This is a genomic window from Bradyrhizobium sp. ISRA436, from assembly GCF_029910015.1.
Taxonomy (GTDB): Bacteria; Pseudomonadota; Alphaproteobacteria; order Rhizobiales; family Xanthobacteraceae; genus Bradyrhizobium.
Window position 1 is genome coordinate 739,526 of record NZ_CP094519.1, and the last position, 20,033, is coordinate 759,558.

Here is a 20,033-nt window from a genome sequence, read left to right on the forward strand (position 1 = left end):
TGCCGGCCGAAAGTTTGGCGCGATCGATGCGGCGAAGCCCGCATCAATCGTCGATGAGCCGCTTCAAAAGCCCGACGGCGGCGGCGAGTTCGTCCTGCTCCTGCGGCGACAGTCGCGCCGTGATGGTGCGCGACAACCAGTCCTGCCGCGCAGCGCGCCCGGCCTGGATCCAGTCGCGGCAGGTATCGGTGAGAGACATGATGGTTTGCCGGCCGTCTTCCGGATCAGGCCTGCCGGTGACGAGGCCTGCCGCCTCGAGCGCGGCGACCGCCGAGCTCATCGATTGCGGACGCATCCCTTCGGATCGCGCCAGGCTCGATACGGTCGCGGGCCCGTCTTTCTCGAGCCGAAGCAGGACCGCCACCTGGGAGGGCGGCAGGTCTCCGCGATCGCTCTGTTCGCGCAGCCGGCGCTTCAGTCTTCCGATCAGCAGGCGCAGGTCCTCAGCCAGCGCCGAGACGCGCGCTTGCCGGAGGGACTCCGATGAATTGTTCATGCCGATGGAGATAGATATATACAGGTAATCTGTAAAGATTTTCTGTGCAGTTTAGCTGCAGAGCTGATCTGCTCGTTGCGGGCAGCTCCGGTCGCGGTCAACGCCGTGCAAGCGGACCGCCGTCCTACCGGGGACGAGGTCATGCGACGGCGGGGCAGGCGCAGCGGCCCCCCATCCGAAGTCACAGTGCAAACTTCGACGAGCTATGGTGTGTGCTGAGCGGGCAGCGAATGCGTTACCAGAGCAGCGCGAGCGGCAGGATGGCAAGGCCGATCGGCACCTACTTGCGCATGTCGGTGGGATTTCGCGAATAGATGGTGGACTGGGAGAGCCGTGCTCCAGTCAGACGGCGTGCCGGCGTTCAGGCCGAACGCTGGCCGGCGGATGTGTCCTCGTCGTCGTCCGGAAGGGCGGCGAGACGGGCTCGCAGCTCGTCGATCGATGCGAATTCCAGCTTTCGCCCCGGCAACATCGCGACGATGGTCCCGTCGGCGCGCAGCTGATAGTCCATGTTGTTGACGGTGCCGGAGTGAACGACCGGGGGTGCCTGCCGCGCCTCGCTCGCCGGCGTTCGGCGCGCGGGCAACGAGGACCGTCCAGGCCGTGACGACCGGCCGATCAACGGATGCGCCGGCTCTTGCGGTGCGACGGCGTCTTCCGCTGCGCGGGCATCCTGCGCCGCCTGCCGTTTCGCGTCGCGCGATCGAAGCGGAGACGGACGTTCCACTGTCGCGGTGGCGATGGCTGGAACGGTTTCGGTCGGTTCAGCAAGTGGCAGCTCCGCGCGTGTCTCGATCGCCTCCCGCAACCGGTCGAGTTTCCGGACCACGAGGCCCAGAGCCGAGATCACGACCCCCGAGGCAACGAAGATCAGCCCGCTGCCGAACAGCGCGCTCCCGAACGGCGTTTCGAGTGCGCTGACGCCGAACAGGACCGCGGCGAGGCCGCTGCCGACGAACGCCAACCCAATGATCCAGAGCGCGAGCATGCATCCTCGTTGTCTGTTGCAGCCGTGGTCGCGCAACTTAACGGCGACGGCTGCCCTGCGTTCCGGGCCTTTCTACCATTCACCGCCGGCGAGGGGCAGACAATGGCCCGGCCGGCGCTCTATTCGCCCGTGGCTCGGCTGCCGGAAGCGGCAGCCCCATCAAAGTGGTCGCCGGCACGATGTTTCGCAACCTGCGGCCCAGCCTGCTCACCCGCTCCACCGGCCATTGTGCCCAGGAAGATCTCGCGCGCGCGCCTGGTTGCCGAGGCGTAGCGCATCGTCGCGCTGATCTTGATCAGGCCTGCGCGCGCAAGCCCGAGCACGGCGCGTCGCGAGTGGAATGGTCCGGTCTTGCTTGCGGCATATCCGCGCGGATAGAGCTGCAGACGGCCGGCGAGGGCTCCGTGCAGCGCCGCCTTCTGCGTCGCGCTCAGGCGGCGCCGCTTTGCGGGCTTGGCCGAGTCGCCCAAACTGCGCGGCTCCGTGCGCGACGATTTTCGTGGCGCGACCCTCATCCGTCAGCTCACTCCGGTCGAATGGCGCGGCCTGCGTGAGGCGCGGCCCGGCTGGCATCGCCACGTGCACCCGCATGTGGCACACCGCGGCTTGCACGATTTCACGAACCAGAAACCGCATTTCGGGCGGCAGCGGCATCTGACGAAAGTCAGGATCGGTCGTGACGAAAGTCATATTCGTTTGCGGCCGCCGCGGGCTTACGCCAAAGTGGGCGGCTCGCTGAGCTGATTTGGGCAACGAATGATCGACCTGAGTGCGGACTTGCTTCCGGCCGCAGAAGCCGACGTCATCGGCCTCGCCATTATCGGCGCCGACCGAAAGATGGTGCGGAAGATCGGACGCCTCGTCGAATGGCTTCCCGCTGTAGGCACCGATTGCTGCGAATGCATGCTGCTGGTCGGAATGGAATCCGAATTGGCGTCGCTCGCCGCGGGAGAGCGCGACACCATCGCGCTTGCCGGCGTTCGCGGCGCATCGCCGGGGATGGCGCAACCGGTGACGGCCGTGGTGCTGTGGAATGGCGAGCAGTCGCACTACTTCCTCATCGCGATGCCGGACTTCGCGGCGCGTCAGGTCGAAACGCTGCTCGGCAGCGAGCGCCGCGCCCGCCGCCTGATGGAGCAGCAGCTCGAGGCGGCGAGCGCGGAGGTGCGCTTCGCCTCGCTCGCGCGCACCCGCCTTCGCCTGGCGCGCGACCTGCACGATACGCTCGTGCACTCGATCGTGGCGCTGCTGACCCAGATCAGGCTTGTCAGGCATTATCTGTCGACCGATCCCGCGCGCGCGGCGGACGGACTTGCGACGGCGGAAGATGCGGCGGCGAGCGGACTCGCGCGCGCCCGCGAGGCGATCGCCCGCCTGCGCACGCCCGACGATCTCGAGCTCGATCTGGACGTTGAAGGATTGCTGACCGACTTCGCGGACCGCAGCGGGATCGCGGTCACGACCCACATCGACGACAGGGCGCGCGGCGGATTGCGCGATTGCGCCTTGACCGTGCAACGCATCCTCAGCGAGGCACTGCGCAATGTCCAGGCGCATGCGAAGGCGCGTCATGTCTCGTTTCGTGCGTTCGAGGAGCCGGCCGCGGTCGGCCGGAAGCTGATCGTGGAGATTCGTGACGACGGGCGCGGCTTTGATCCGGCGGTGCCGAAGCCTGGACATTTCGGATTGATTGGAATGGCCGAATTTGCTGAACTCGTTGGCGGAGACTGCGCGGTGGAAAGTGCGCCGGGGCGGGGTACACTGGTCCGGATATCGCTGCCCGTGGGAGTGCCGCCGGCGGCGTCTGCGGGCGTGCTGGCCGAGTGAGCAGCCGAGCTGCGGCATTCAGGATCATGAGGCTTTCGAGAGAAAGATGGAATCGCCCGTGAGCAAGATCGAGAAGGTGCGGGTGCTGATCGCCGAGGACCAGGCATTGATCCGCGAAGGGATCGCGACGCTCCTTGCCCAACAGAACGACGATTTCGATTTGCTTCCCGGCGCGGCCGACGGCGAGCAGGCTATCGAGTTTGCGCGGCGATACCGGCCCGACGTCATTCTGATGGATCTGCAGATGCCGCGCGTCGGTGGCATCGCAGCGACCCAGCGGATCCTGCGCGAGCTTCCGCAGACCCATATCGTCGTCCTGACGACATTCGAGACCAACGATCTGATCTTCGAGGCCGTGAGCGCGGGCGCGAAGGCGTATCTATTGAAGGACGCCAGGATGGAGGAGATCGCAGGCACGATCCGCGCTGTGATGAACGGCCAGTCCGGGCTGTCACCGGGCGTGGCCGCGCGTATTCTCGACGAATTCAAGCGGCTGCGCGGCCCGCGCCTGTCGGCGAAGCTGCCGGTTCGCGACGGGCTGACGGCGCGGGAGAATGAAATTCTCACGCTGATCGTCGAAGGCAAGAGCAACACCGAGATCGGCGAGCGGCTACACCTGGCCGAGGGAACCGTGAAGAACTACGTCAGCACTATTCTGGAAAAATGCCAGGTCAAGAACCGTACAGAACTCGCAATAAAGGCAATAACTTATTAGAAATAATTGCTCGCGATCGCACGCTGTTCGGCTTCATCCCCTTCTGATTGCTCGCCTTGCTCTGTGCCGGGCCGACGAAATTGGCTATAGGATTGTTCTGGATTTGCTTTTTGCGGCAAAGCCGGGTTTTGCGTAGCTTCGGACGAGCAGGATTACGACCATGAAGGGCAGCGAGCGCCAGATCAAGGATACGGATGCAGCCGCCAATGCCGCGGCCGCGGGAAACGGCGCGGATGCGGCAGCGCATGCCACAGCGACGATCGATCAGGTCCGTGATCTCCTGTTCGGCGGCGCGCAGCGCTCGATCGAAAGCAATCTGGCCGGCCTGCGCGAGGAGATGCAGGCATCGCTGAAGCAGATGCAGGCGGACTTCGCCAACGAGATCGCCGCCGTTCAGGCGCGGGTCTCCGACCTCGAGCGCGACACCGAGCAGAAGCGGCTCGACTCGCTGAAGGATATCGGTGCGGCCATCTCGCAGCTCGGCGCAGCCATCAGCGGATTGGGATCCGGCCGCACGGGAAAATAGCATGGCAGCTGCTGCCGGCCAGAATCGCGAGATCGAGCAGCTCAAGACATTGCTGTTTCAGCCCGAGGCGACGCGCCTGCAGTCGCTGGAAGCCGACCTTACGTCGCTGCAGCAATATGTCGGCTCCGCCGATCGCCTTGAGGCCGCAACCGCCGACATCCTGGTCGCGGCCCTCGAGCGCGCCGAGGTCAATCGGCCGCGCGAACTCGCCAACGCGATCGCGCCCACGGTGGTCTCCGCGATCAGGAGCGAGATCAGGAATTCGCGCGAGCTGATGGTCGAGGCGCTGTATCCGATCGTCGGCCGGCTGGTCAGCGCCGCGGTGGCGAATTCGTTCAGGGAATTGGTCGCCTCGCTCGAGCAACGCATCAATGCGCTGACCTCCACCCAGCTCTGGATGGGACGCATCAAGTCGCTGGTCACGGGGCGTCCGATCAGCGAGTTCGTGCTGGCCGACAATCCGCCGCGGGTAAACCGGCTGCTGATCATCGAGCGCGGCAACGGGCGCCTGGTTGCGGACTGGAAGCGCGACGAAACGCCCGACGAACGCGCCGACCTGCTCAGCGCGATGGTCGCGGCGATCCTGGAGTTTTCCGTGCAGGCGCTGGCCGGCGAAGGCAATCTGCAGACGCTCGATTTCGGCGGACGGCAGATCGCGCTGCGTGCCTCGCCCCGTTTCATCCTCGCGGCGGAGTGTCTCGGCCCGCTGCGCCCCGCCGACAATGCCCGGATCAATTCGCTGTTCTTCGATTCGATCGAGCGCATCGACCGCGGCGCGAAGTGCGATGCCCCGATGCTCGCATCGCTGGCGGCATCGATCGAGACCGATGACACGCCGCGCAAGGCAACGGGCCGGCGCGGCAAGGTCATCCTGTTCGGCTTACTTGCGGCCGCGGCTGCCGTGCTGGTCTGGTTCGCGGCGGTATCAGTGACGCGAAGCCTGCTGGAGCGGCGCACCCATGCGGCGCTGGAGCAGCTTGCCGCGAAGCAGCCGTTGCTGACCACGTTCCCGCTTCGGCTCGACTTCGATCATCACAGCCAAAGCGTCGCGGTCTCGGGCATCGAGCCGAGCCAGCTCGAGACCGCGCCTCTGATCGATGCGCTCGCGGCGGCCGCATCGCCGTACCGGGTCGTCGACCGGATCGGCCTGGTGTCCGCGCCGGAGCAATTGGCGGCATCGCAGGCCGGGATAAGCAGCCTGCAGCAGAGCTTGGCGCGCCTGCAGGCGAGCGTCGACCAGATGCGCGCGGCGATGACCGAGCAGTCGAAGTCCGGCGACCGGAGATCCGCGGCGCTGACCGCGCAATATGACAAGCTCGCCGATCAGTACGCCAAACTGGGTGAGCAGTACGCCGCGCTGCAATCGGTCGTCGACAGTCCGGCGGCGCGGCTCGATCGCTTCATCGCCTCGACGGCGGTCTTCTTTGCGAACAATTCCGACGGATTCCTCAACATCGATCAGGCCGAGCAGCAGATCCGCCAGCTCGCCGGATTGCTGGCGAACAACGACCTCAGGGTTCGCATCGTCGGATACGCGGACCAGAGCGGCACGGAGGGCACCAACAGGACGCTCGCGCGCAAGCGGGCCGAGCAGGTGGCGCGGAGACTGACCGCGCTCGGGATCGATCCGGCACGGCTGATGCTGGTGTCGCGCGCGGCGACCATGCCGATCACCGACCGGATCGACGCGACGGTCGGCGGCAACCGCCGGGTGTCGTTCGAAAACGTCTATCGAGCCGAAGCGGCGCACTGATGCTTACCGCGAAGGTGATGCTGCTCGGCGATATGGGGGTCGGCAAGACGTCGATCCTCTACCGGCTCGTCTACGACCGGTTCGAGGGACAATACAAGTCGACGCTCGGCGTCGAGATTCTGAGCCACGACGTCGCGCCCGCCGACGGCGGCGAGCCGATGCGGTTGGTGTTGTGGGACACTGACGGCGATTTCGGCACGCAGATTTTCGACACCGTCTACGTCACCGGCGCCTCCGCCGCGATCATCGTGTCCGATGTCACGCGGCCGCAGACGGTCACGCGCATGGTCGAGCTGGTCCGTGGCTTCGAGGCCAGGTTTCCGGGCAGGCCCTACAGGGCGCTGCTGAACAAGATCGACCTTCCGGAAGCCGCGGGCAGCGCAGGCGCGATCAGCGAGCTCGCAAGATCGAGCGTCAAATCGGTGAGCGCAAAGACCGGCGCGGGGATCGCGGAAAGCTTCGCCGAGCTCGCCCAGACCATTCGGCGCCGCCAGTTCTAGTCCCAGCGTCAAGTCATTTGGCAGTCGCAACCGGCTTCACGCGAAGCGCGCGACCGTGTCAGCCGCCCCGACTTCTCGGGGCTGGCGAATCGGGCCGGGACGGCTGACTTCATCGCACGTGGGGCGTGCGATGAATGGCGTCGCGACATGCGGCTTGCTTCGTCGCCGCACGCTTGACCGCCGACTTGCACCACGTCGCTCGTCCCTCCGAAAGTGACGAAGGTCATCTTCCGCCGGTTTGGCGGGCTGCCTATCGTCTGCCCCGTCACGCGATCCAGGCACGAGACCGATGGGGTCTCCGGCGAACGGAGTGAAAGATCATGAGCATTTTTGGAAGCATCATGGGTGCAATCTTCGGCCACGGTTCGGCCCAGGCCCAGACGCCTCCGACGGCAACGGTGGCGGCAACAGCAACGACTGCCGCACCCGCTGCGTCGCCGGCCGCCTCAACCGCGCCCGACGCGCCCGGCGCCTCAGTGCCGCAAACGGTGGACGTCGCCGCGATCGTCGACAAGGCCGCGGCCGCCACGGGCGAGCGGCTCGACTGGCGGACCTCGATCGTCGACCTGATGAAGGCGCTCGGTCTCGACAGCAGCCTGGCCGCGCGCAAGGAGCTCGCCAAGGAATTGAACTATACCGGCGACACCAACAACTCCGCCGCCATGAATGTCTGGCTGCACCAGCAGGTGATGGCCAAGCTTGCCGCCAACGGCGGCAAGCTTCCGAGCGACATGAAGGTTTGAAGCTGTTCCGGAGTACGCACGTCGCGGTTTTCCGGAACATTCATGCTCGAACAAGGAGCCGAGGCGCGATCACGATCCATCCTGATCCCGTCGCGCCTCGGTGATCTGCATGGAACCCGTGCGAGGCGCGCTTGCGCCAGACGAGACGCTTCGCACGCATTTTGCAATGACACGGGAGAGCGGGAAATGGCAAAGGCACGCGCAAAGACAGGCAAGAGCCTCGATGGCCGTCATCGCGACAAGAACGGCAGGATCGAGCGGAAGCACGGCAACACCACGGTCGCCGCGCTGCGCAAGAAATACGGCGAGAGTTTCGCCGAAGGACGCCGGAAGGACATGATGCTCAAGAGCCTTCTCAAGGAGACGGGCTCGAGCTCGCTGCACGAATACCTGCGGCATCACCACCGATAGCCCTGCGGGAAGTCTCGAGGCGTAGCGCCTTGCCGCGAACCGCTGCACGCGCGCGCCTCGCCCGAGTCCAGCTTTCATTGCGTGAGGAACAGTTGCCATGGCTCAACGTCATGTCGCCACGATGAACAACCCGTGGTGTGCCGGCGCGATCGGAATCGTATTGCTCGCTCTGGCACTCGCTGCCTATGCGACGATCGCGCATGCTGACAACGCGCGCGGCGGGCCGCGGCAGCCGGACGCGAATGTCCAGCGCACCGCGCAGATTCCGCCGCCGGCCCGCGTCATCCTGCCTGCGCCGTGGGAGCCCGCGGCACCCGCCCGGTCCGCCGCCGCACCGGCCGGGTCGACTGACCACAAATAGTCCAGCCATCCCGTTGCGACATGAACGTCACAGTCGCACCAGCATCCAGCTTTCGGAGGAGATCACATGCTGAAGGAATTCAGGGAATTCGCCATGAAGGGCAACGTCGTCGATCTCGCCGTCGGCGTGATCATCGGCGCGGCCTTCGGCGCCATCGTCAGCTCGATGGTGGCCGACATCATCATGCCGATCATCGGCGCGATCACCGGTGGTCTCGACTTCTCGAACTACTTCACCGCGCTGTCGAAGTCGGTGACCGCGACCAACCTGGCGGATGCCAAGAAGCAGGGCGCGGTGCTCGCCTGGGGCAACTTCCTGACGCTGACGCTGAATTTCCTCATCGTCGCGTTCGTGCTCTTCATCGTGGTGCGCCTGATGAACCAGCTCAAGCGCGAGGCGCCCCCGGCGCCGGCCGAGCCGCCGAAGCCGACCCGGGATCAGGAGCTGCTGACCGAGATCCGCGATCTCCTGAAGGCGCGTGCGTAGCACTTGCGATCGGGGCATTCTCTCAACCGTCCAGCTCTGGAGGATTATCATGCCAGAACAGGTCAAGTTGCCCCGGAAACTCTCGCAGGAACCGGGCGCGCCGGCGCCGCAGCGGCCGAGCCACCAGCGGATCATCGAGGAGCTCGACAGCTGGGCCAACAGCCCTGGTCTGCAGCCGCCGACGGAGGGTGACGAAAAGAATCCCGACGACAGCAAGGCGTGTTCGCGTCTGTGACTGAATGCGACGACGGCGTGCCGGGTGCAGCCGGCGACGGCGGCTGCACCCCACGCCGCAGTGCTCAGCGCGAGGCCGGCGTCGGCTGAGTTGCTTGTCCAGGCTCCAGCAGCTTGTCGCGGATCAGGCGGGTCGCGCCGCGGCTCCATGAATAGTTGGCGCCCATCCGCAGTCCGCTGTCGCCGGCTGCGATGACGTTGCCGGTGGCGGCGTCGTGCAGCTGAAACCGTACGAGATATTCGGTGCGGCTGATCCGCGTGATCACGCCGATCAGCGACTGGTCGGCGCCGAGTTTCCGGGCGATCTCCACGTCGCATCCGCCGCAGTCGCGGATCGCGCGCGGCTTCGCGGCGTCCGTCTCCGTGCCGCTGACAGGCACCAGCGCATAACGCCCGGACTGCAGCAGCATGTGCCTGACGGCGTCGGTCGTGTTGACGAGTTCGGCGCCATCGTTCGACGTTTCCTGGCCGGCTGCGCTGGTATCCTCGAGCTCGAAATTGAACAATGCGAGCTTGATAGGCGCGGGTGCCGCCGCCGGCTGCGGCGTTGCCAGCGCTTCGCGGATTTCGCGCGCGACGAACGCCTCGGCCCGTCGCCACGCCTCGTCATTGTCGCCGCGGAAGCTGTAGAGTTTCTCGAACAGAACCCGGTTCTTGTCGAGATCAATGGCGCGCACCCGCGCCCACTGCACCAGCGTGCTCATTTTCTGGACGAGGCCGATGATCAGGACGTTGGCGCCACCTTGCGAGGCCGCGTGCAGCCGTTCGGCGGTCGGCGGCGCACTGGCCTCGCAGGTCGAACCGCAGGAGGAGGGGACGAGGCGGTAGAGTGGGTCGGCGGTGACATCGCGCCTGAGCGCCGCCGTGAACGCCTGCAGGCGCTCCTGGTGCGAGGCGCTCTGGTCGGTCGGTTCGCCCGAGGTGTCGAGATAGCCGAAATCCTGGACTTCCACGCCGACCCGCTGCGCCGCAAGCGCGCTGGGGCAGGTGTGGCCGAAGCCGAGCATAAGTCCGGCGAGAACGACTGTTTGCAACACGGAGCGGGAGCGGGGCATGGCAGCGAACCTGTCGTGGTGGGGGGTGAATGGTCGAGCGAGCCTAGCCAGAGCGGACGGCCCGTCGAAGCCGACCTCGTCACGCGCGGGGCCGGGAAATTTTCACGACGTTGCCGAGCCGGGGCCTCGGCGCTTCCCGTCGAGCCGGTTCGGCCGCTAGATTGGCGCGGAGATGCCTCAGGGTCAGCCGAGCAAGGACGGCCGCCGATGCAGATGTTTCCGAGAAGCGATCTGAAACTCCGCCTGACGTTGCGGGTGATCGCCGCGTCGGCGTTCTGCTTTGCCGCGATATCGGCCTTCTTCCTGGTCGACGGCGATCGATCGGTGCATGCCAGGCTGGACATGATCGCCTCGATCACGGCGCGGACCCTCGAGCTGCAGCAGAACAAGGTGCAATGGATCAATCAGCCGCGTTCGAGCTTTCCCGACCTTCAGGAGGTCGCGGGATCGGTGATGACGCCGGGCCTGTGCATCGCCTATCGCGACCGGAACGGCGCGATGGTGCAGCGTGTCTGCGGCGGGCCGCGGGGCGAGGCGGCCGCCGCGCCATATGCTTTCGCCATGTTCTATCGCAAGCTGTTCGATCCCGGGCGCGAAACGGTTCGCCCGGTTGTCTCGCGCGGCAGCAGCGTCGGTGACGTGGTGGTCTCGGTCGATCCGGCGACGCTTGCGTCGGAGGCCTGGCAGGGCCCGGGCCGCGTGATGGCCGCGCTGGCGCTGGCGCTGCCGCTGCTCGGCGCGCTCGTCTATATGGCGCTGGCGCGCGCGCTTCGCCCCACGGGCTTGATCCGCAACGGCCTGGAACGGATCGCGACAGGCGACCTTGCGGCTCGCCTGCCGCCGTTCGATCTCGCCGAACTCTCTGCCATTCGCGACGTCTTCAACCATCTCGCCGAACGCCTCGGCACCGCGCTCGCCGAACGCAACGAACTGACCCGGCGCTTGATCGCCCTGCAGGATGACGAGCGCCTGCATCTTGCGCGCGAGCTTCACGACGAATTCGGGCAGTCGCTGGCGGCGATCCGGGCGCTCGCGGCATCGGCCCGGCAGAGCGCGGCGCAGCACTGCCCGGCCATTCAGCCCGAATGCGACGGCATCGCGCGGACAGCGGCGGACATGATGGAGCGATTGCGCGGCGCGCTGTTCCGGTTGCGGCCGCCCGATGTCGAGCAGCTCGGCCTCACCGCAAGTCTGGAAGGCCTGATCGCCGGATGGAACAGCCGCAGCCGCGGGCAGACCCGGTTCGAGATCAGCCTGTCCGGGATCTGCGATGCCTTGCCGGCCGAGTTGGCGGCCAACCTCTATCGCATCGCGCAGGAGGCGATCACCAATGCGGCCAAGCATGCGGGCGCAAGCCGGATCAGCCTCGCGATCGCGGTGCGCAATCCGCAGGGGGACTCCGGCGCCGGCATGCGTGGCGATATCGAGCTGATCGTGGAGGATGACGGTCAATCGTGCGATCGTCCGGCCGGATCCGGCCTGGGTCTGCTTGGCATGCGCGAGCGCGTGGCCGCGCTCGGCGGCTGGCTCAACTTCGCCGCGCGGCAGGGCGGCGGCTCCGTCCTGCGCGCCGTGATCCCGGCCGTGGTGACGACGGATCGGCCTGTCGTCGGCAATGTGGTCACGGAGCATGCGGCGTGAAGGACACGGTCGCGACGGTCATGCTGGTCGACGACCACGCCGTCGTCCGCGAGGGCTATCGCGCCGTGCTGCAGAAGCAACCGGGATTGCGGGTCGTCGCGGAGGCCGCCGACGGCGCCGAGGCGTACCGGCTGTTCAAGGAGATCAAGCCCGACCTCGTCATCATGGATCTCGCGATGCCCGGGATCGGCGGCATCGAAGCGATCAGGCGCATCCGGCAGTGGGATCGCCATGCCCGGATCCTGGTTTTCACCATGCACCAGAATGCGGCCTTCGCCGTGCAGGCGATTCGTGCCGGTGCGCGCGGCTATGTCACCAAGACCAGTCCACCCGAGACGCTGGTGCAGGCCGCCCTGGATGTGCTGATCGGACGGATCGCCATCAGTCCGGATATCGACCACGAGTTGGCGCTGAGCCGGCTTGCCGGTGAAGTCGTCGCTGCCGACGTGCTGTCGCCAAGGGAGTTCGAGGTGCTGCGCATGCTGCTCGCCGAGCGGACCGGCGACGAAATCGCCGATATGCTCCATATCAGCCCCAAGACGGTCGCCAATCTCCACTATCTGATCAAGACCAAGCTCGGGGTCGGCTCCGACATCGAACTGGTCCGGCTCGCGCTGCGGCAGGGGATTCTTTCGCAACGCGATTGGGGAGAGGCCTGATCCTGCGTTCGCCGACGGTTACGACGGCTGCCGCCGCGCCGTTGCGATCAGCGCCGTTGACGGGATCAGGAAGATATCGCCGACGCGTCCGCGCTCGACCTGCACCCTGAATTCGCGCGCGACCGCCGCACGCTGTGCCTCGTTCAGCGCTTGCCATTGCGGCCCGAACTCGAACAGGCGGTCGGCCCCCTGATAATCTCCGACATTGAGGCTGAAATCGTGGCTGACTTCCGTGATCGTCGGATCGGAGAAACCGGCGGCGATGACGGCCGCGGCAAGGCGGCCGGGATCGGCCAGTTCGGCCAGCCCGGTCGCCGGCGATTGGCCGGCCAGGTCCGGATAGAGCGTCCGGATGATCCGCGACACCATGAGATGCACCGCGGCGCCGTCCGGGCTCTTCCAGACCGCGATGGCCGCCGATCCGCCCGGCCGCGTCACCCGCGCCATCTCGCGCAATCCGGCGCGCCAGTCCACAAACAGCATCACGCCGAACACCGATGTTACGGCATCGAACGCGGCGTCCGGCAGGTCGAGCGCCTGGCCGTCCATCTGCCGCGCCTCGATATTCGCGACGCCATGGACGCGAACCCGCTCGATCATGCCGGCGGAAAAGTCGATCGCGGTGACCTGCGCCCCGGTGCGGGCGGCGGCCAGCGCCGCGACGCCGGTGCCGGTCGCGACGTCGAGCACCTTCGACGACGGGCCGATCGCGAGCGTCGCCACCGCCGCTTCGGCAAAGTGCGCGGTGAATGGCTGCGACTGCGCTTCGTAGGTGGTGGCCATCTTGTCCCAACGTGTGGGGTCGCTGAACGGCAGATGACCGATCTGCTCACCGTGCTGCATGAACCTGATCCTCGAGTGTCTGCTTGTGATTGGCCAGTCGGCGCTTGAAATCCTTGGCGAGCGCGTCGAGCGTGACGGCACCGAGCCGTGTCAGGAAGATCCCTTCGACCTCGCGAAACGTATCCCCAAGCGCATCGTTGACGGCCTGCTCGACCAGGCAGCCGGGCTTTTCCGAGCGATGGCCCATGGCGATGATCGTCGGCGCGCCGACCGCGCGATAGATGTCCGCGAGCGTGATGTCGGATGGATCGCGCGCCATCGTCCAGCCGCCGCCATGACCTTTCTCGGAGCGGACAAGGCTTTGCTCGCGAAGCCCGGCCATGACGCGGCGGACGACGACCGGATTGGTCGCCATCGCCTGGGCAAGCTGGTCCGACGTCACCGGTTCGGCCGCCCCGATCATGTGGAGGAGGCCGTGCAGCACGCTCGATAAACGGCTATCGCGGATCATGTAACATTACATGTTACATGATGGCCCATGTGTCAAGGGCGGGCGCCGATATCGTTCTCGCGCGGAGATTCGGCCGTCCGGTCTGGCTGTTGTGCCCCTATGCGCTCGATTGGCGCTGGCTGCGCGACCGCGCGGACACGCCCTGGTATTCCGACCATGCGGCTGTTCCGTCAGGACCAGCCGCGGGCCTGGGAGAGCGTGGTGGCGCGAACCTCCGCCGAGCTTGCGCGCGTCGCCGCCGGCGAGCGCGAGCTGCCGCTGCCGCCGGCGCTGCGGGATTGATCGGCTATCAGTGCATTCCTGCCGCGCAGCGTCCGCGAGACACTCGTGCCGAGAACGCGCTGCGCCGCTACCGCTATGCACTCATCTTCTGCGCGCCGCCGAGCAATTTCACGTTGAGGTGGCCGCCGTCGAACAGCATCTCGTTCAGCGCTCCCTCGATGTCGGCTGGCGTAACGTTCTGGCCGCCGTCGCGGGCGATGCTGGCCTGGGCGAGGCGGCGCATCAGTTCCTTGATGAAGGCGGCGCTGACGCCTTCGGTGCGTCGCACGGCGTCGTCGATGACCCCCTGGTCGAGCGGCAGGCCCTTGCCGTAGAGCCGGACCAGCTTGCCGCGTCCGATCTCGTCGGGCAGCGGCACCTCGATCGCCTGATCGATGCGGCCGGGCCGGCCGGCCAGCGCGCTTTCGAGTTCTTCCGGCCGGTTGGTGGTCAGCACGAACAGGATGTCGCAATCCTCCTTCAGGCCGTCCATCTCGTTGAGCAGCTTGTTGAGCAGCGATTCCTCGCAAGGCCCGCCCATCTCCTCACGGCTGCGCGCGATCAAATCGACGTCCTCGATCACGACCATGGTCGGCTGCAGCAGGCGCGCAAGGCTCATATAGGCGCCGAGCAGGCCGACCTGCTCGGCGGTGATGATCAGCGTCGTGTGACCCGGCAGGTTGGTGGCGAGATAGCGGATGGTATGCGTCTTGCCGGTGCCGGGCGGACCGTAGAGCAGAATGCCCTTGCGGGTCGACTGGCCAAGCTCGCGCAGCAGCTCCCGGCTTCCGACGAAATCGAGCACATTGCGCTCAAGCAGTCGCAGCGTCCGCTCCGGCAGGATCACGGCGTCGCGATCGACCACTGGCAGGCGATGCACGGTGACGCCGCGTGAACGTCCGCGGTAGTCGGCGTCGCCGTCGAGCGAGAGGATCTTGCCGCGATAGGAGCGCGCGGCATGCACGGCCGCTTCCAGCTCGGCAAGGGTCCGTTGCACGAGGGCATTGCCGGCGGCGCCGGCGGGCACCGCGAGTTCGATGCGCAGGGTCGGCTCGTAGCCGTACTCGCGATGGAAGCTGAGCAGCACGGCGTAGCGCAGCTCTCCGGTTCGGCACAGCCACAATCCATTGACGAGGCACTTCACCGGCTCGGCCTCGCCGACATCGACGTCGTGATATTGCGGCGGCGCGATTGCCGGCGCATCACGGCTGTCCTTCATCAGCGCTGCGAACTCGATGGTCTCGTAGCGAGATGCTTCGTGGATGCCGAAGAAGTGGAGCGGCGTGGTGAACAGCCTGTCGATCGCGATCTGAACGTCGGCGCGCATATGACCCGGAAACCGCCGCGACCGCGTCAGGATCTGGTTGCGCGGTATTCCGGCGAAATGCCATTCGAGCGCGGCGAAGGCATATCTGAACTCGTCGCTCGGCAATTCCTCCGAGCTGCGGCGTGCGGCGAGCAGGCAGTCACTGCACAGGGAGGCCGTCGTGCCCGACAGAAATATCTCTTTAACCGCCCTCGGTGCTTCGCAGAGATCGCAGGGACGGCTGGCGTCGGCGGATTCGGTGGTGATGAGCAACGGTTGGCCCTTGGAGCGGATCAACCACTTCGCGCTCGTGAGCAGTGCACGCGCGACCGGTGCGGGATAGGGGCCGCACGGAATTGCGCCGTTGGCCTCGATCAAGGCTGCGGAGGCGATCGCATCTTGCTGAGATTTGCCGAACACCGTGCGCAACAGGTCCTGCACGAATTCCAGCGGCGTCTCGTCGTCGTCGTGAATGAAGAGCTGTACCGGACCATCGTCGGCAAAGACATCGTGCATGAGACCCCCCAAACAACTGAAGCAAAAGGAACAAAATAAGAACATCATAGAGGACCCAGCGCGTCAAGCGAAAGATTGTCCTGCCTCAGCCCTGGCGTGTGGTGAGCCACTCAGCCGGCTTGCCCACAACGCATCCTGCATGCGTAAACGCGGCTCAACGCTTGTGACGATTGTGTTGCGGCAAATGCCAAGAGATCGCCGCCGCGCCGGCAAACTTCCGACACATCACCGGGGCGAAAAGGAGTAAACCGGCATGACGCGAGCGCGGGGGCAGATTCCATCCCAGGGATTTGCTGTCGCGCAATTTATTTTAAGAGGCTCTCGTGTCGCACAAACTTCGTTTTGCGATCCTTCTCGTCCTCGCCCTGTTCGTTTCTCCTGCCCTCGCGCAGCCCGGCGCCAAGCCGGCGCCGCAAGCCAATACCGGCGATACGCTGACGCCGGAGCAGGCGAAGCGCGCGCTCGAAACGCTGCAGGACGACAGGAAGCGCGGCGAGATCATCAACACGCTGCGCGCGATCGCCAATGCCTCGCCCCAGGCGGCGCAACCCGCACCGGAAGAGCACTCCCCGATTCCACTCACCGCCGACAGCCTCGGCGCGCAGCTCCTGCTGATGGTGTCGGAGCAGGTCACCGACATGTCGCGCGAGGTCGCCGACGTTGCGCGGACGCTGACGCATTTCCCGGCGTTCTATTACTGGTTCGTGCGCACCGCCAACGATCCGGCGGCCTATGGCCTCCTGATCGACATCGCCTGGAAGCTTGCGCTGGTGCTCGGCTGCGCGCTGGCCGTCGAATGGGTGGTGTTCCGCCTGATCAAGCGGCCGGTGGCGTTTCTGGAATCGCGGCTGCCGCAGACGGCGCGCGTGCCGCAGGCGCTCGCGGCCGCCGATCCGCCGTCGTCGGTCGCCGACGTTGCGCCTGAGCCCGAGCTGCAGCGCCGCCGGCTTACCCTGGCGCGGGCCTGGCAATCGGTGGTCCGGCTGCCCTTCGTGCTCGGGCGCCTCTTGCTCGAATTGCTGCCGGCGGTCGTGTTCGTCGGCGTCGCCACTGCGCTGCTCGGCACCGAGATCGGCGACCAGTCGACCACGCGGCTGGTGATCCTCGCCGTCGTCAACGCCTACGCGTTCTCGCGCGCGCTGATCTGCGCGGTGCGGGCGCTGGCGGGACCGTTCGGTCTGTTCCGCATCCGCGCCGAGACCGCGGCCTACATCGAGATCTGGGCGCGGCGCATCGTCGCCGTCGGCGTCTCCGGCGTCTGCTTTGCCAATGTCGCGCTGCTGCTCGGCCTGCATCGCGCCGGCTATGCCGCGCTGCTGCGGCTCGTGATGCTGGTCGTGCATCTCTTCGTCGTCGTGATCATCCTGCAGTGCCGCCGGCAGGTGGCGGATGCGATCCGCCCGCCGGCCGACCGCGTCGGGCTTGCGGCGCGGGTCCGCAACCGCGTCGCCGGGCTCTGGCATGTGCTGGCGATCGCGCTCGATCTCGCGCTGTGGGCGGTATGGGCGCTCAACATCCGCAATGGCTATTCGCTGCTGCTGCAATATTTCGTCGGCACCATCGCGGTGCTGCTGGTGACGCGCCTCATCACCATGGTGGTGCTGAGCCTGATCGATCGCGGTTTCCGCATCAGTCCGGATCTGCTGCAGCGCTTCCCGGGGCTGGAGGTGCGCGCCAACCGCTATCTGCCGCTGCTGCGCAAGATCGTCTCGGCGGTGATCGCCTTCATCGGCTTCGTGGCATTGCTCGAGGTCTGGGGCGTCGATGCCATCGTCTGGTTCTATGGCGGCCAGATCGGCAGCCGCCTGATCTCGGCGCTGGTGACGATCGGCATCGCCGCGCTGGCCGCCGCCGTGATCTGGGAGGTCGCCAATGCGCTGATGGACCGGCAGATCAACACGCTGTCGCGCGAGGGACACTTTGCCCGGGCGGCGCGGCTGCGCACCTTCCAGCCGATGCTGCGCACCGCGCTGCTGTGCGTGATCGTCGCGGTGGTCGGGCTGACCGCGCTGAGCGAGATCGGCGTCAATGTCGCGCCATTGTTGGCCGGCGCCGGCATCGTCGGCATCGCGATCGGCTTCGGCTCGCAGAAGCTGGTGCAGGACCTCATCACCGGGCTGTTCCTGCTGCTGGAGAACACCGTGCAGGTCGGCGACACCGTGACCGTGTCGGGGCTTTCCGGCGTGGTCGAGAACGTGTCGATCCGCACCATGCGGCTGCGCGCCGGCGACGGCTCGGTGCATGTCGTGCCGTTCAGCGCGGTGACGACCATCACCAATGCCAGCCGCGGCGCCGGCAATGCCTCGGTCAGCGTCAACGTCGCTTTCAAGGAAGATACCGATCGCGCCGGCGAGATCCTGAAGGACATCGTCGCGGAGATGCGCCGCGAGACGACGTACCGTGCCCTGATCCGCGGCGATCTCGAATTGTGGGGCGTCGACAAGGTCGACGGCTCCGTCGTGACGATCGTTGGCCAGATCCGTTGCACCGATGGCGGTCGCTGGCCGGTGCAGCGTGAGTTCAACCGCCGCATGAAACGGCGCTTCCAGGAGGAGGGGATCGAGATCGCCTCGCTCGGCCAGACCATCCTGATGCAGATTCCGGCGCCGTCCGAGCCCGACGCCAACGCAAAGCCGCGCCGCGCCGCGGGCTAGAACGGACGGGTTTTTCGACCGGATCAAACCGCGGGCTCTGCTTCACCTCGCCCCGCTTGCGGGGCTAGATGCGTTCCGGGTGAGGGGGAGTCTCCGCGAGTGTCTTTATCAATGAGTATGCGGAGGCAGCCCCTCACCTCAACCCTCTAAGAGCGAGCTTCGCTCGTCTCGACCCCGTAAGAAGGGGAGAGGGGGGTGCAGTTCTTCCGCGATTGCACAGCGCGGTATGCGTCTCATATCTGCGACATCGTCTCGCGACTGTGAGACGTTCCGCGCTTTTGTTCGGCCCGTGCACCGGCCGCAGCCGGCCGAAAACCGGGCCTTCCTTCTCATAATCAGCGATTCCCGCGCTGGCACGGCGCTTGCTCATCTCGCCGTTCGAATGCGCGGCAAGACGCATTGCATGACTGAATTCTAGCGAGAAGGAACACGCCATGGAGCTTGGATATTTCACCATGCCCTCGCATCCGCCGGAGTGCGGATTGAAGGAGGGCCACGACTGGGATTTGCAGACCCTGCGCTGGCTCGATGAGCTCGGCTATCAGGAGGCTTGGATCGGCGAGCATCACACCGCACCCTGGGAGCCGCATCCGTCGCCGGATCTGTTGATCGCGCAGGCGCTGCTGCAGACGAAGAACATCCGCATCGGGCCCGGCGGCTTCCTGCTGCCGTACCATCACCCGGCGGAGCTAGCGAACCGCGTCGCGGTGCTCGATCATCTCTCGAACGGGCGGCTCAATTTCGGCGTCGCGGCGAGCGGCCTGCCGAGCGACTGGGCGATGTTCAACGTCGACGGCATGAGCGGGCAGAACCGCGACATGACCCGCGAGGCGCTCGAGATCATCCTGAAGATGTGGACCGACCCGGCGCCGTGGACCCACAAGGGCAAGTACTGGACGGTCACCAAGCCGGACACGATGTTCGACTTCCTCAAACCGCACATCAAGCCGGTGCAGGCGCCGCATCCGCCGATCGGGGTTGCCGGCCTGTCGAAGAATTCCGACACGCTGAAGCTCGCCGGCGAACGCGGCTTCATTCCGATGAGCCTCAACCTCAACCCCGCCTATGTCGGCAGCCATTGGGAGTCGGTGGAGGCCGGCGCGGCCAAGACCGGCCGCAAGCCGAGCCGCAAGGACTGGCGGATGGTGCGCGAGGTGTTCGTCGCCGATACCGACGAGGAGGCCTGGAAGCTCTCGGTCGGCGACATGATGGGCCGGATGATGAGCGAGTACTTCCTGCCGCTGCTCGGCCACTTCGGTTTCAAGGACTACCTCAAGCATGCCCCCGACGTGCCCGACAGCGACGTCACCGTCGAATATTGCGCGCGCCGGAATTGGATCGTTGGCTCGCCCGCGACCGTCACCGAGAAGATCGAGAAGATCTACCGGGAGGTCGGCGGCTTCGGCGTGCTCTTGGTGTTCGGCTTCGACTACAAGCACAAGCCGGAAGCCTGGCGGCACTCGCTCGATCTGCTCAAGAACGAGGTGATGCCGCGGCTGAAGCATCTCGGCGCCGAGTTCGAGAAGGCTGCATGACTGGTGCGCAGGGTGCGGGGCTTGCCTCGCACCCTGTGTCGCATATCTTGATGCGACGTATTTTCGATATCG

The 20,033-nt window shown here is 66.2% G+C and carries 22 protein-coding genes and 1 pseudogene; 16 read left to right on the forward strand and 7 right to left on the reverse strand.

Annotated elements, in window-relative coordinates:
- Positions 1–43 precede the first annotated feature (43 nt).
- The 3 genes from MTX23_RS03440 to MTX23_RS03450 form a co-directional block, all read right to left on the reverse strand.
- Positions 44–496, reverse strand: a complete 453-nt coding sequence (locus MTX23_RS03440; protein WP_280975237.1) for a MarR family transcriptional regulator — start codon at positions 494–496, stop codon at positions 44–46.
- A gap of 361 nt (positions 497–857) precedes the next feature.
- Positions 858–1,484, reverse strand: a complete 627-nt coding sequence (locus MTX23_RS03445) for a hypothetical protein (protein WP_280975238.1) — start codon at positions 1,482–1,484, stop codon at positions 858–860.
- A gap of 119 nt (positions 1,485–1,603) precedes the next feature.
- The gene (locus MTX23_RS03450; protein WP_280975239.1) at positions 1,604–1,954 is read right to left on the reverse strand and encodes a hypothetical protein; all 351 of its coding nucleotides are present in this window, start codon (positions 1,952–1,954) and stop codon (positions 1,604–1,606) included.
- A gap of 13 nt (positions 1,955–1,967) precedes the next feature.
- Here MTX23_RS03450 and MTX23_RS03455 point away from each other — a divergent pair, with 13 nt between their 5' ends.
- From MTX23_RS03455 to MTX23_RS03505, 11 genes are all read left to right on the forward strand, one after another.
- The gene (locus MTX23_RS03455; RefSeq protein ID WP_280975240.1) at positions 1,968–2,228 is read left to right on the forward strand and encodes a hypothetical protein; all 261 of its coding nucleotides are present in this window, start codon (positions 1,968–1,970) and stop codon (positions 2,226–2,228) included.
- 12 nt (positions 2,229–2,240) lie between these two features.
- Positions 2,241–3,311, forward strand: a complete 1,071-nt coding sequence (locus MTX23_RS03460) for a histidine kinase (RefSeq protein WP_280975241.1) — start codon at positions 2,241–2,243, stop codon at positions 3,309–3,311.
- An 82-nt stretch (positions 3,312–3,393) separates the two neighbouring features.
- Positions 3,394–4,026, forward strand: a complete 633-nt coding sequence (locus MTX23_RS03465; RefSeq protein ID WP_280975242.1) for a response regulator transcription factor — start codon at positions 3,394–3,396, stop codon at positions 4,024–4,026.
- Between the two features lie 160 nt (positions 4,027–4,186).
- Positions 4,187–4,552 carry a hypothetical protein gene (locus tag MTX23_RS03470; protein ID WP_280975243.1) on the forward strand — a complete coding sequence of 122 codons (366 nt, stop codon included), beginning with the start codon at positions 4,187–4,189 and terminating at the stop codon, positions 4,550–4,552.
- 1 nt (position 4,553) lies between these two features.
- On the forward strand, positions 4,554–6,305 hold the full coding sequence (locus tag MTX23_RS03475) for an OmpA family protein (protein ID WP_280975244.1): 1,752 nt from the start codon (positions 4,554–4,556) through the stop codon (positions 6,303–6,305).
- Positions 6,305–6,805 carry a Rab family GTPase gene (locus MTX23_RS03480; RefSeq protein WP_280975246.1) on the forward strand — a complete coding sequence of 167 codons (501 nt, stop codon included), beginning with the start codon at positions 6,305–6,307 and terminating at the stop codon, positions 6,803–6,805. Before MTX23_RS03475 ends, MTX23_RS03480 begins: the two co-directional genes overlap by 1 nt.
- A 320-nt stretch (positions 6,806–7,125) precedes the next feature.
- On the forward strand, positions 7,126–7,548 hold the full coding sequence (locus tag MTX23_RS03485) for a DUF3597 domain-containing protein (RefSeq protein WP_280975247.1): 423 nt from the start codon (positions 7,126–7,128) through the stop codon (positions 7,546–7,548).
- Between the two features lie 186 nt (positions 7,549–7,734).
- Positions 7,735–7,959 carry a hypothetical protein gene (locus MTX23_RS03490; protein WP_280975248.1) on the forward strand — a complete coding sequence of 75 codons (225 nt, stop codon included), beginning with the start codon at positions 7,735–7,737 and terminating at the stop codon, positions 7,957–7,959.
- Between the two features lie 97 nt (positions 7,960–8,056).
- Positions 8,057–8,320, forward strand: coding sequence for a hypothetical protein (locus tag MTX23_RS03495; RefSeq protein ID WP_280975249.1), 264 nt, complete (start codon positions 8,057–8,059; stop codon positions 8,318–8,320).
- Between the two features lie 66 nt (positions 8,321–8,386).
- Positions 8,387–8,806: a large conductance mechanosensitive channel protein MscL gene (gene mscL, locus MTX23_RS03500; RefSeq protein WP_280975250.1), complete on the forward strand. Its 420-nt coding sequence runs from the start codon at positions 8,387–8,389 to the stop codon at positions 8,804–8,806.
- Between the two features lie 49 nt (positions 8,807–8,855).
- The gene (locus MTX23_RS03505) at positions 8,856–9,041 is read left to right on the forward strand and encodes a hypothetical protein (RefSeq protein WP_280975251.1); all 186 of its coding nucleotides are present in this window, start codon (positions 8,856–8,858) and stop codon (positions 9,039–9,041) included.
- 64 nt (positions 9,042–9,105) lie between these two features.
- Here MTX23_RS03505 and MTX23_RS03510 read toward each other — a convergent pair whose 3' ends face one another.
- Complete coding sequence (locus MTX23_RS03510; RefSeq protein ID WP_280975252.1) at positions 9,106–10,095, reverse strand: DUF2380 domain-containing protein; 990 nt, start codon at positions 10,093–10,095, stop codon at positions 9,106–9,108.
- A gap of 207 nt (positions 10,096–10,302) precedes the next feature.
- Here MTX23_RS03510 and MTX23_RS03515 point away from each other — a divergent pair, with 207 nt between their 5' ends.
- Positions 10,303–11,736: a histidine kinase gene (locus MTX23_RS03515; protein WP_280975253.1), complete on the forward strand. Its 1,434-nt coding sequence runs from the start codon at positions 10,303–10,305 to the stop codon at positions 11,734–11,736.
- A 20-nt stretch (positions 11,737–11,756) separates the two neighbouring features.
- Positions 11,757–12,395, forward strand: coding sequence for a response regulator transcription factor (locus MTX23_RS03520; RefSeq protein ID WP_280977966.1), 639 nt, complete (start codon positions 11,757–11,759; stop codon positions 12,393–12,395).
- Between the two features lie 18 nt (positions 12,396–12,413).
- Here the strand turns inward: MTX23_RS03520 and MTX23_RS03525 are convergent, their stop codons facing one another.
- Entirely contained in the window at positions 12,414–13,238 is an 825-nt protein-coding gene (locus tag MTX23_RS03525; RefSeq protein ID WP_280975254.1) for a methyltransferase domain-containing protein, read from the reverse strand.
- Complete coding sequence (locus MTX23_RS03530) at positions 13,225–13,689, reverse strand: Rrf2 family transcriptional regulator (protein WP_280975255.1); 465 nt, start codon at positions 13,687–13,689, stop codon at positions 13,225–13,227. The genes MTX23_RS03525 and MTX23_RS03530 overlap by 14 nt, the downstream gene beginning before the upstream one ends.
- Positions 13,690–13,760: 71 nt before the next feature.
- On the opposite strand from MTX23_RS03530, the pseudogene MTX23_RS03535 reads away from it, so the two are divergent.
- A pseudogene (locus MTX23_RS03535) lies at positions 13,761–13,971 on the forward strand (hypothetical protein); the annotation flags it as partial.
- 73 nt (positions 13,972–14,044) lie between these two features.
- On the opposite strand, the gene MTX23_RS03540 reads toward MTX23_RS03535, so the two are convergent.
- Complete coding sequence (locus MTX23_RS03540; RefSeq protein WP_280975256.1) at positions 14,045–15,772, reverse strand: ATP-dependent Clp protease adaptor ClpS; 1,728 nt, start codon at positions 15,770–15,772, stop codon at positions 14,045–14,047.
- A 323-nt stretch (positions 15,773–16,095) separates the two neighbouring features.
- On the opposite strand from MTX23_RS03540, the gene MTX23_RS03545 reads away from it, so the two are divergent.
- On the forward strand, positions 16,096–18,426 hold the full coding sequence (locus MTX23_RS03545) for a mechanosensitive ion channel domain-containing protein (protein ID WP_280975257.1): 2,331 nt from the start codon (positions 16,096–16,098) through the stop codon (positions 18,424–18,426).
- Between the two features lie 434 nt (positions 18,427–18,860).
- Positions 18,861–19,961: an LLM class flavin-dependent oxidoreductase gene (locus tag MTX23_RS03550; RefSeq protein WP_280975258.1), complete on the forward strand. Its 1,101-nt coding sequence runs from the start codon at positions 18,861–18,863 to the stop codon at positions 19,959–19,961.
- The last annotated feature ends 72 nt before the right edge of the window (positions 19,962–20,033 follow it).

Coding starts and splice junctions, on each gene's coding strand:
- MTX23_RS03440 (WP_280975237.1), bottom strand. CDS start 496: ATGAACAATTCATCGGAGTCCCTCCGGCAAGCGCGCGTCTCGGCGCTG.
- MTX23_RS03525 (WP_280975254.1), bottom strand. CDS start 13,238: ATGCAGCACGGTGAGCAGATCGGTCATCTGCCGTTCAGCGACCCCACA.
- MTX23_RS03530 (WP_280975255.1), bottom strand. CDS start 13,689: ATGATCCGCGATAGCCGTTTATCGAGCGTGCTGCACGGCCTCCTCCAC.
- MTX23_RS03445 (WP_280975238.1), bottom strand. CDS start 1,484: ATGCTCGCGCTCTGGATCATTGGGTTGGCGTTCGTCGGCAGCGGCCTC.
- MTX23_RS03475 (WP_280975244.1), top strand. CDS start 4,554: ATGGCAGCTGCTGCCGGCCAGAATCGCGAGATCGAGCAGCTCAAGACA.
- MTX23_RS03520 (WP_280977966.1), top strand. CDS start 11,757: ATGCTGGTCGACGACCACGCCGTCGTCCGCGAGGGCTATCGCGCCGTG.
- MTX23_RS03460 (WP_280975241.1), top strand. CDS start 2,241: ATGATCGACCTGAGTGCGGACTTGCTTCCGGCCGCAGAAGCCGACGTC.
- MTX23_RS03495 (WP_280975249.1), top strand. CDS start 8,057: ATGGCTCAACGTCATGTCGCCACGATGAACAACCCGTGGTGTGCCGGC.
- mscL (WP_280975250.1), top strand. CDS start 8,387: ATGCTGAAGGAATTCAGGGAATTCGCCATGAAGGGCAACGTCGTCGAT.
- MTX23_RS03515 (WP_280975253.1), top strand. CDS start 10,303: ATGCAGATGTTTCCGAGAAGCGATCTGAAACTCCGCCTGACGTTGCGG.
- MTX23_RS03485 (WP_280975247.1), top strand. CDS start 7,126: ATGAGCATTTTTGGAAGCATCATGGGTGCAATCTTCGGCCACGGTTCG.
- MTX23_RS03550 (WP_280975258.1), top strand. CDS start 18,861: ATGGAGCTTGGATATTTCACCATGCCCTCGCATCCGCCGGAGTGCGGA.
- MTX23_RS03540 (WP_280975256.1), bottom strand. CDS start 15,772: ATGCACGATGTCTTTGCCGACGATGGTCCGGTACAGCTCTTCATTCAC.
- MTX23_RS03470 (WP_280975243.1), top strand. CDS start 4,187: ATGAAGGGCAGCGAGCGCCAGATCAAGGATACGGATGCAGCCGCCAAT.
- MTX23_RS03510 (WP_280975252.1), bottom strand. CDS start 10,095: ATGCCCCGCTCCCGCTCCGTGTTGCAAACAGTCGTTCTCGCCGGACTT.
- MTX23_RS03505 (WP_280975251.1), top strand. CDS start 8,856: ATGCCAGAACAGGTCAAGTTGCCCCGGAAACTCTCGCAGGAACCGGGC.
- MTX23_RS03480 (WP_280975246.1), top strand. CDS start 6,305: ATGCTTACCGCGAAGGTGATGCTGCTCGGCGATATGGGGGTCGGCAAG.
- MTX23_RS03490 (WP_280975248.1), top strand. CDS start 7,735: ATGGCAAAGGCACGCGCAAAGACAGGCAAGAGCCTCGATGGCCGTCAT.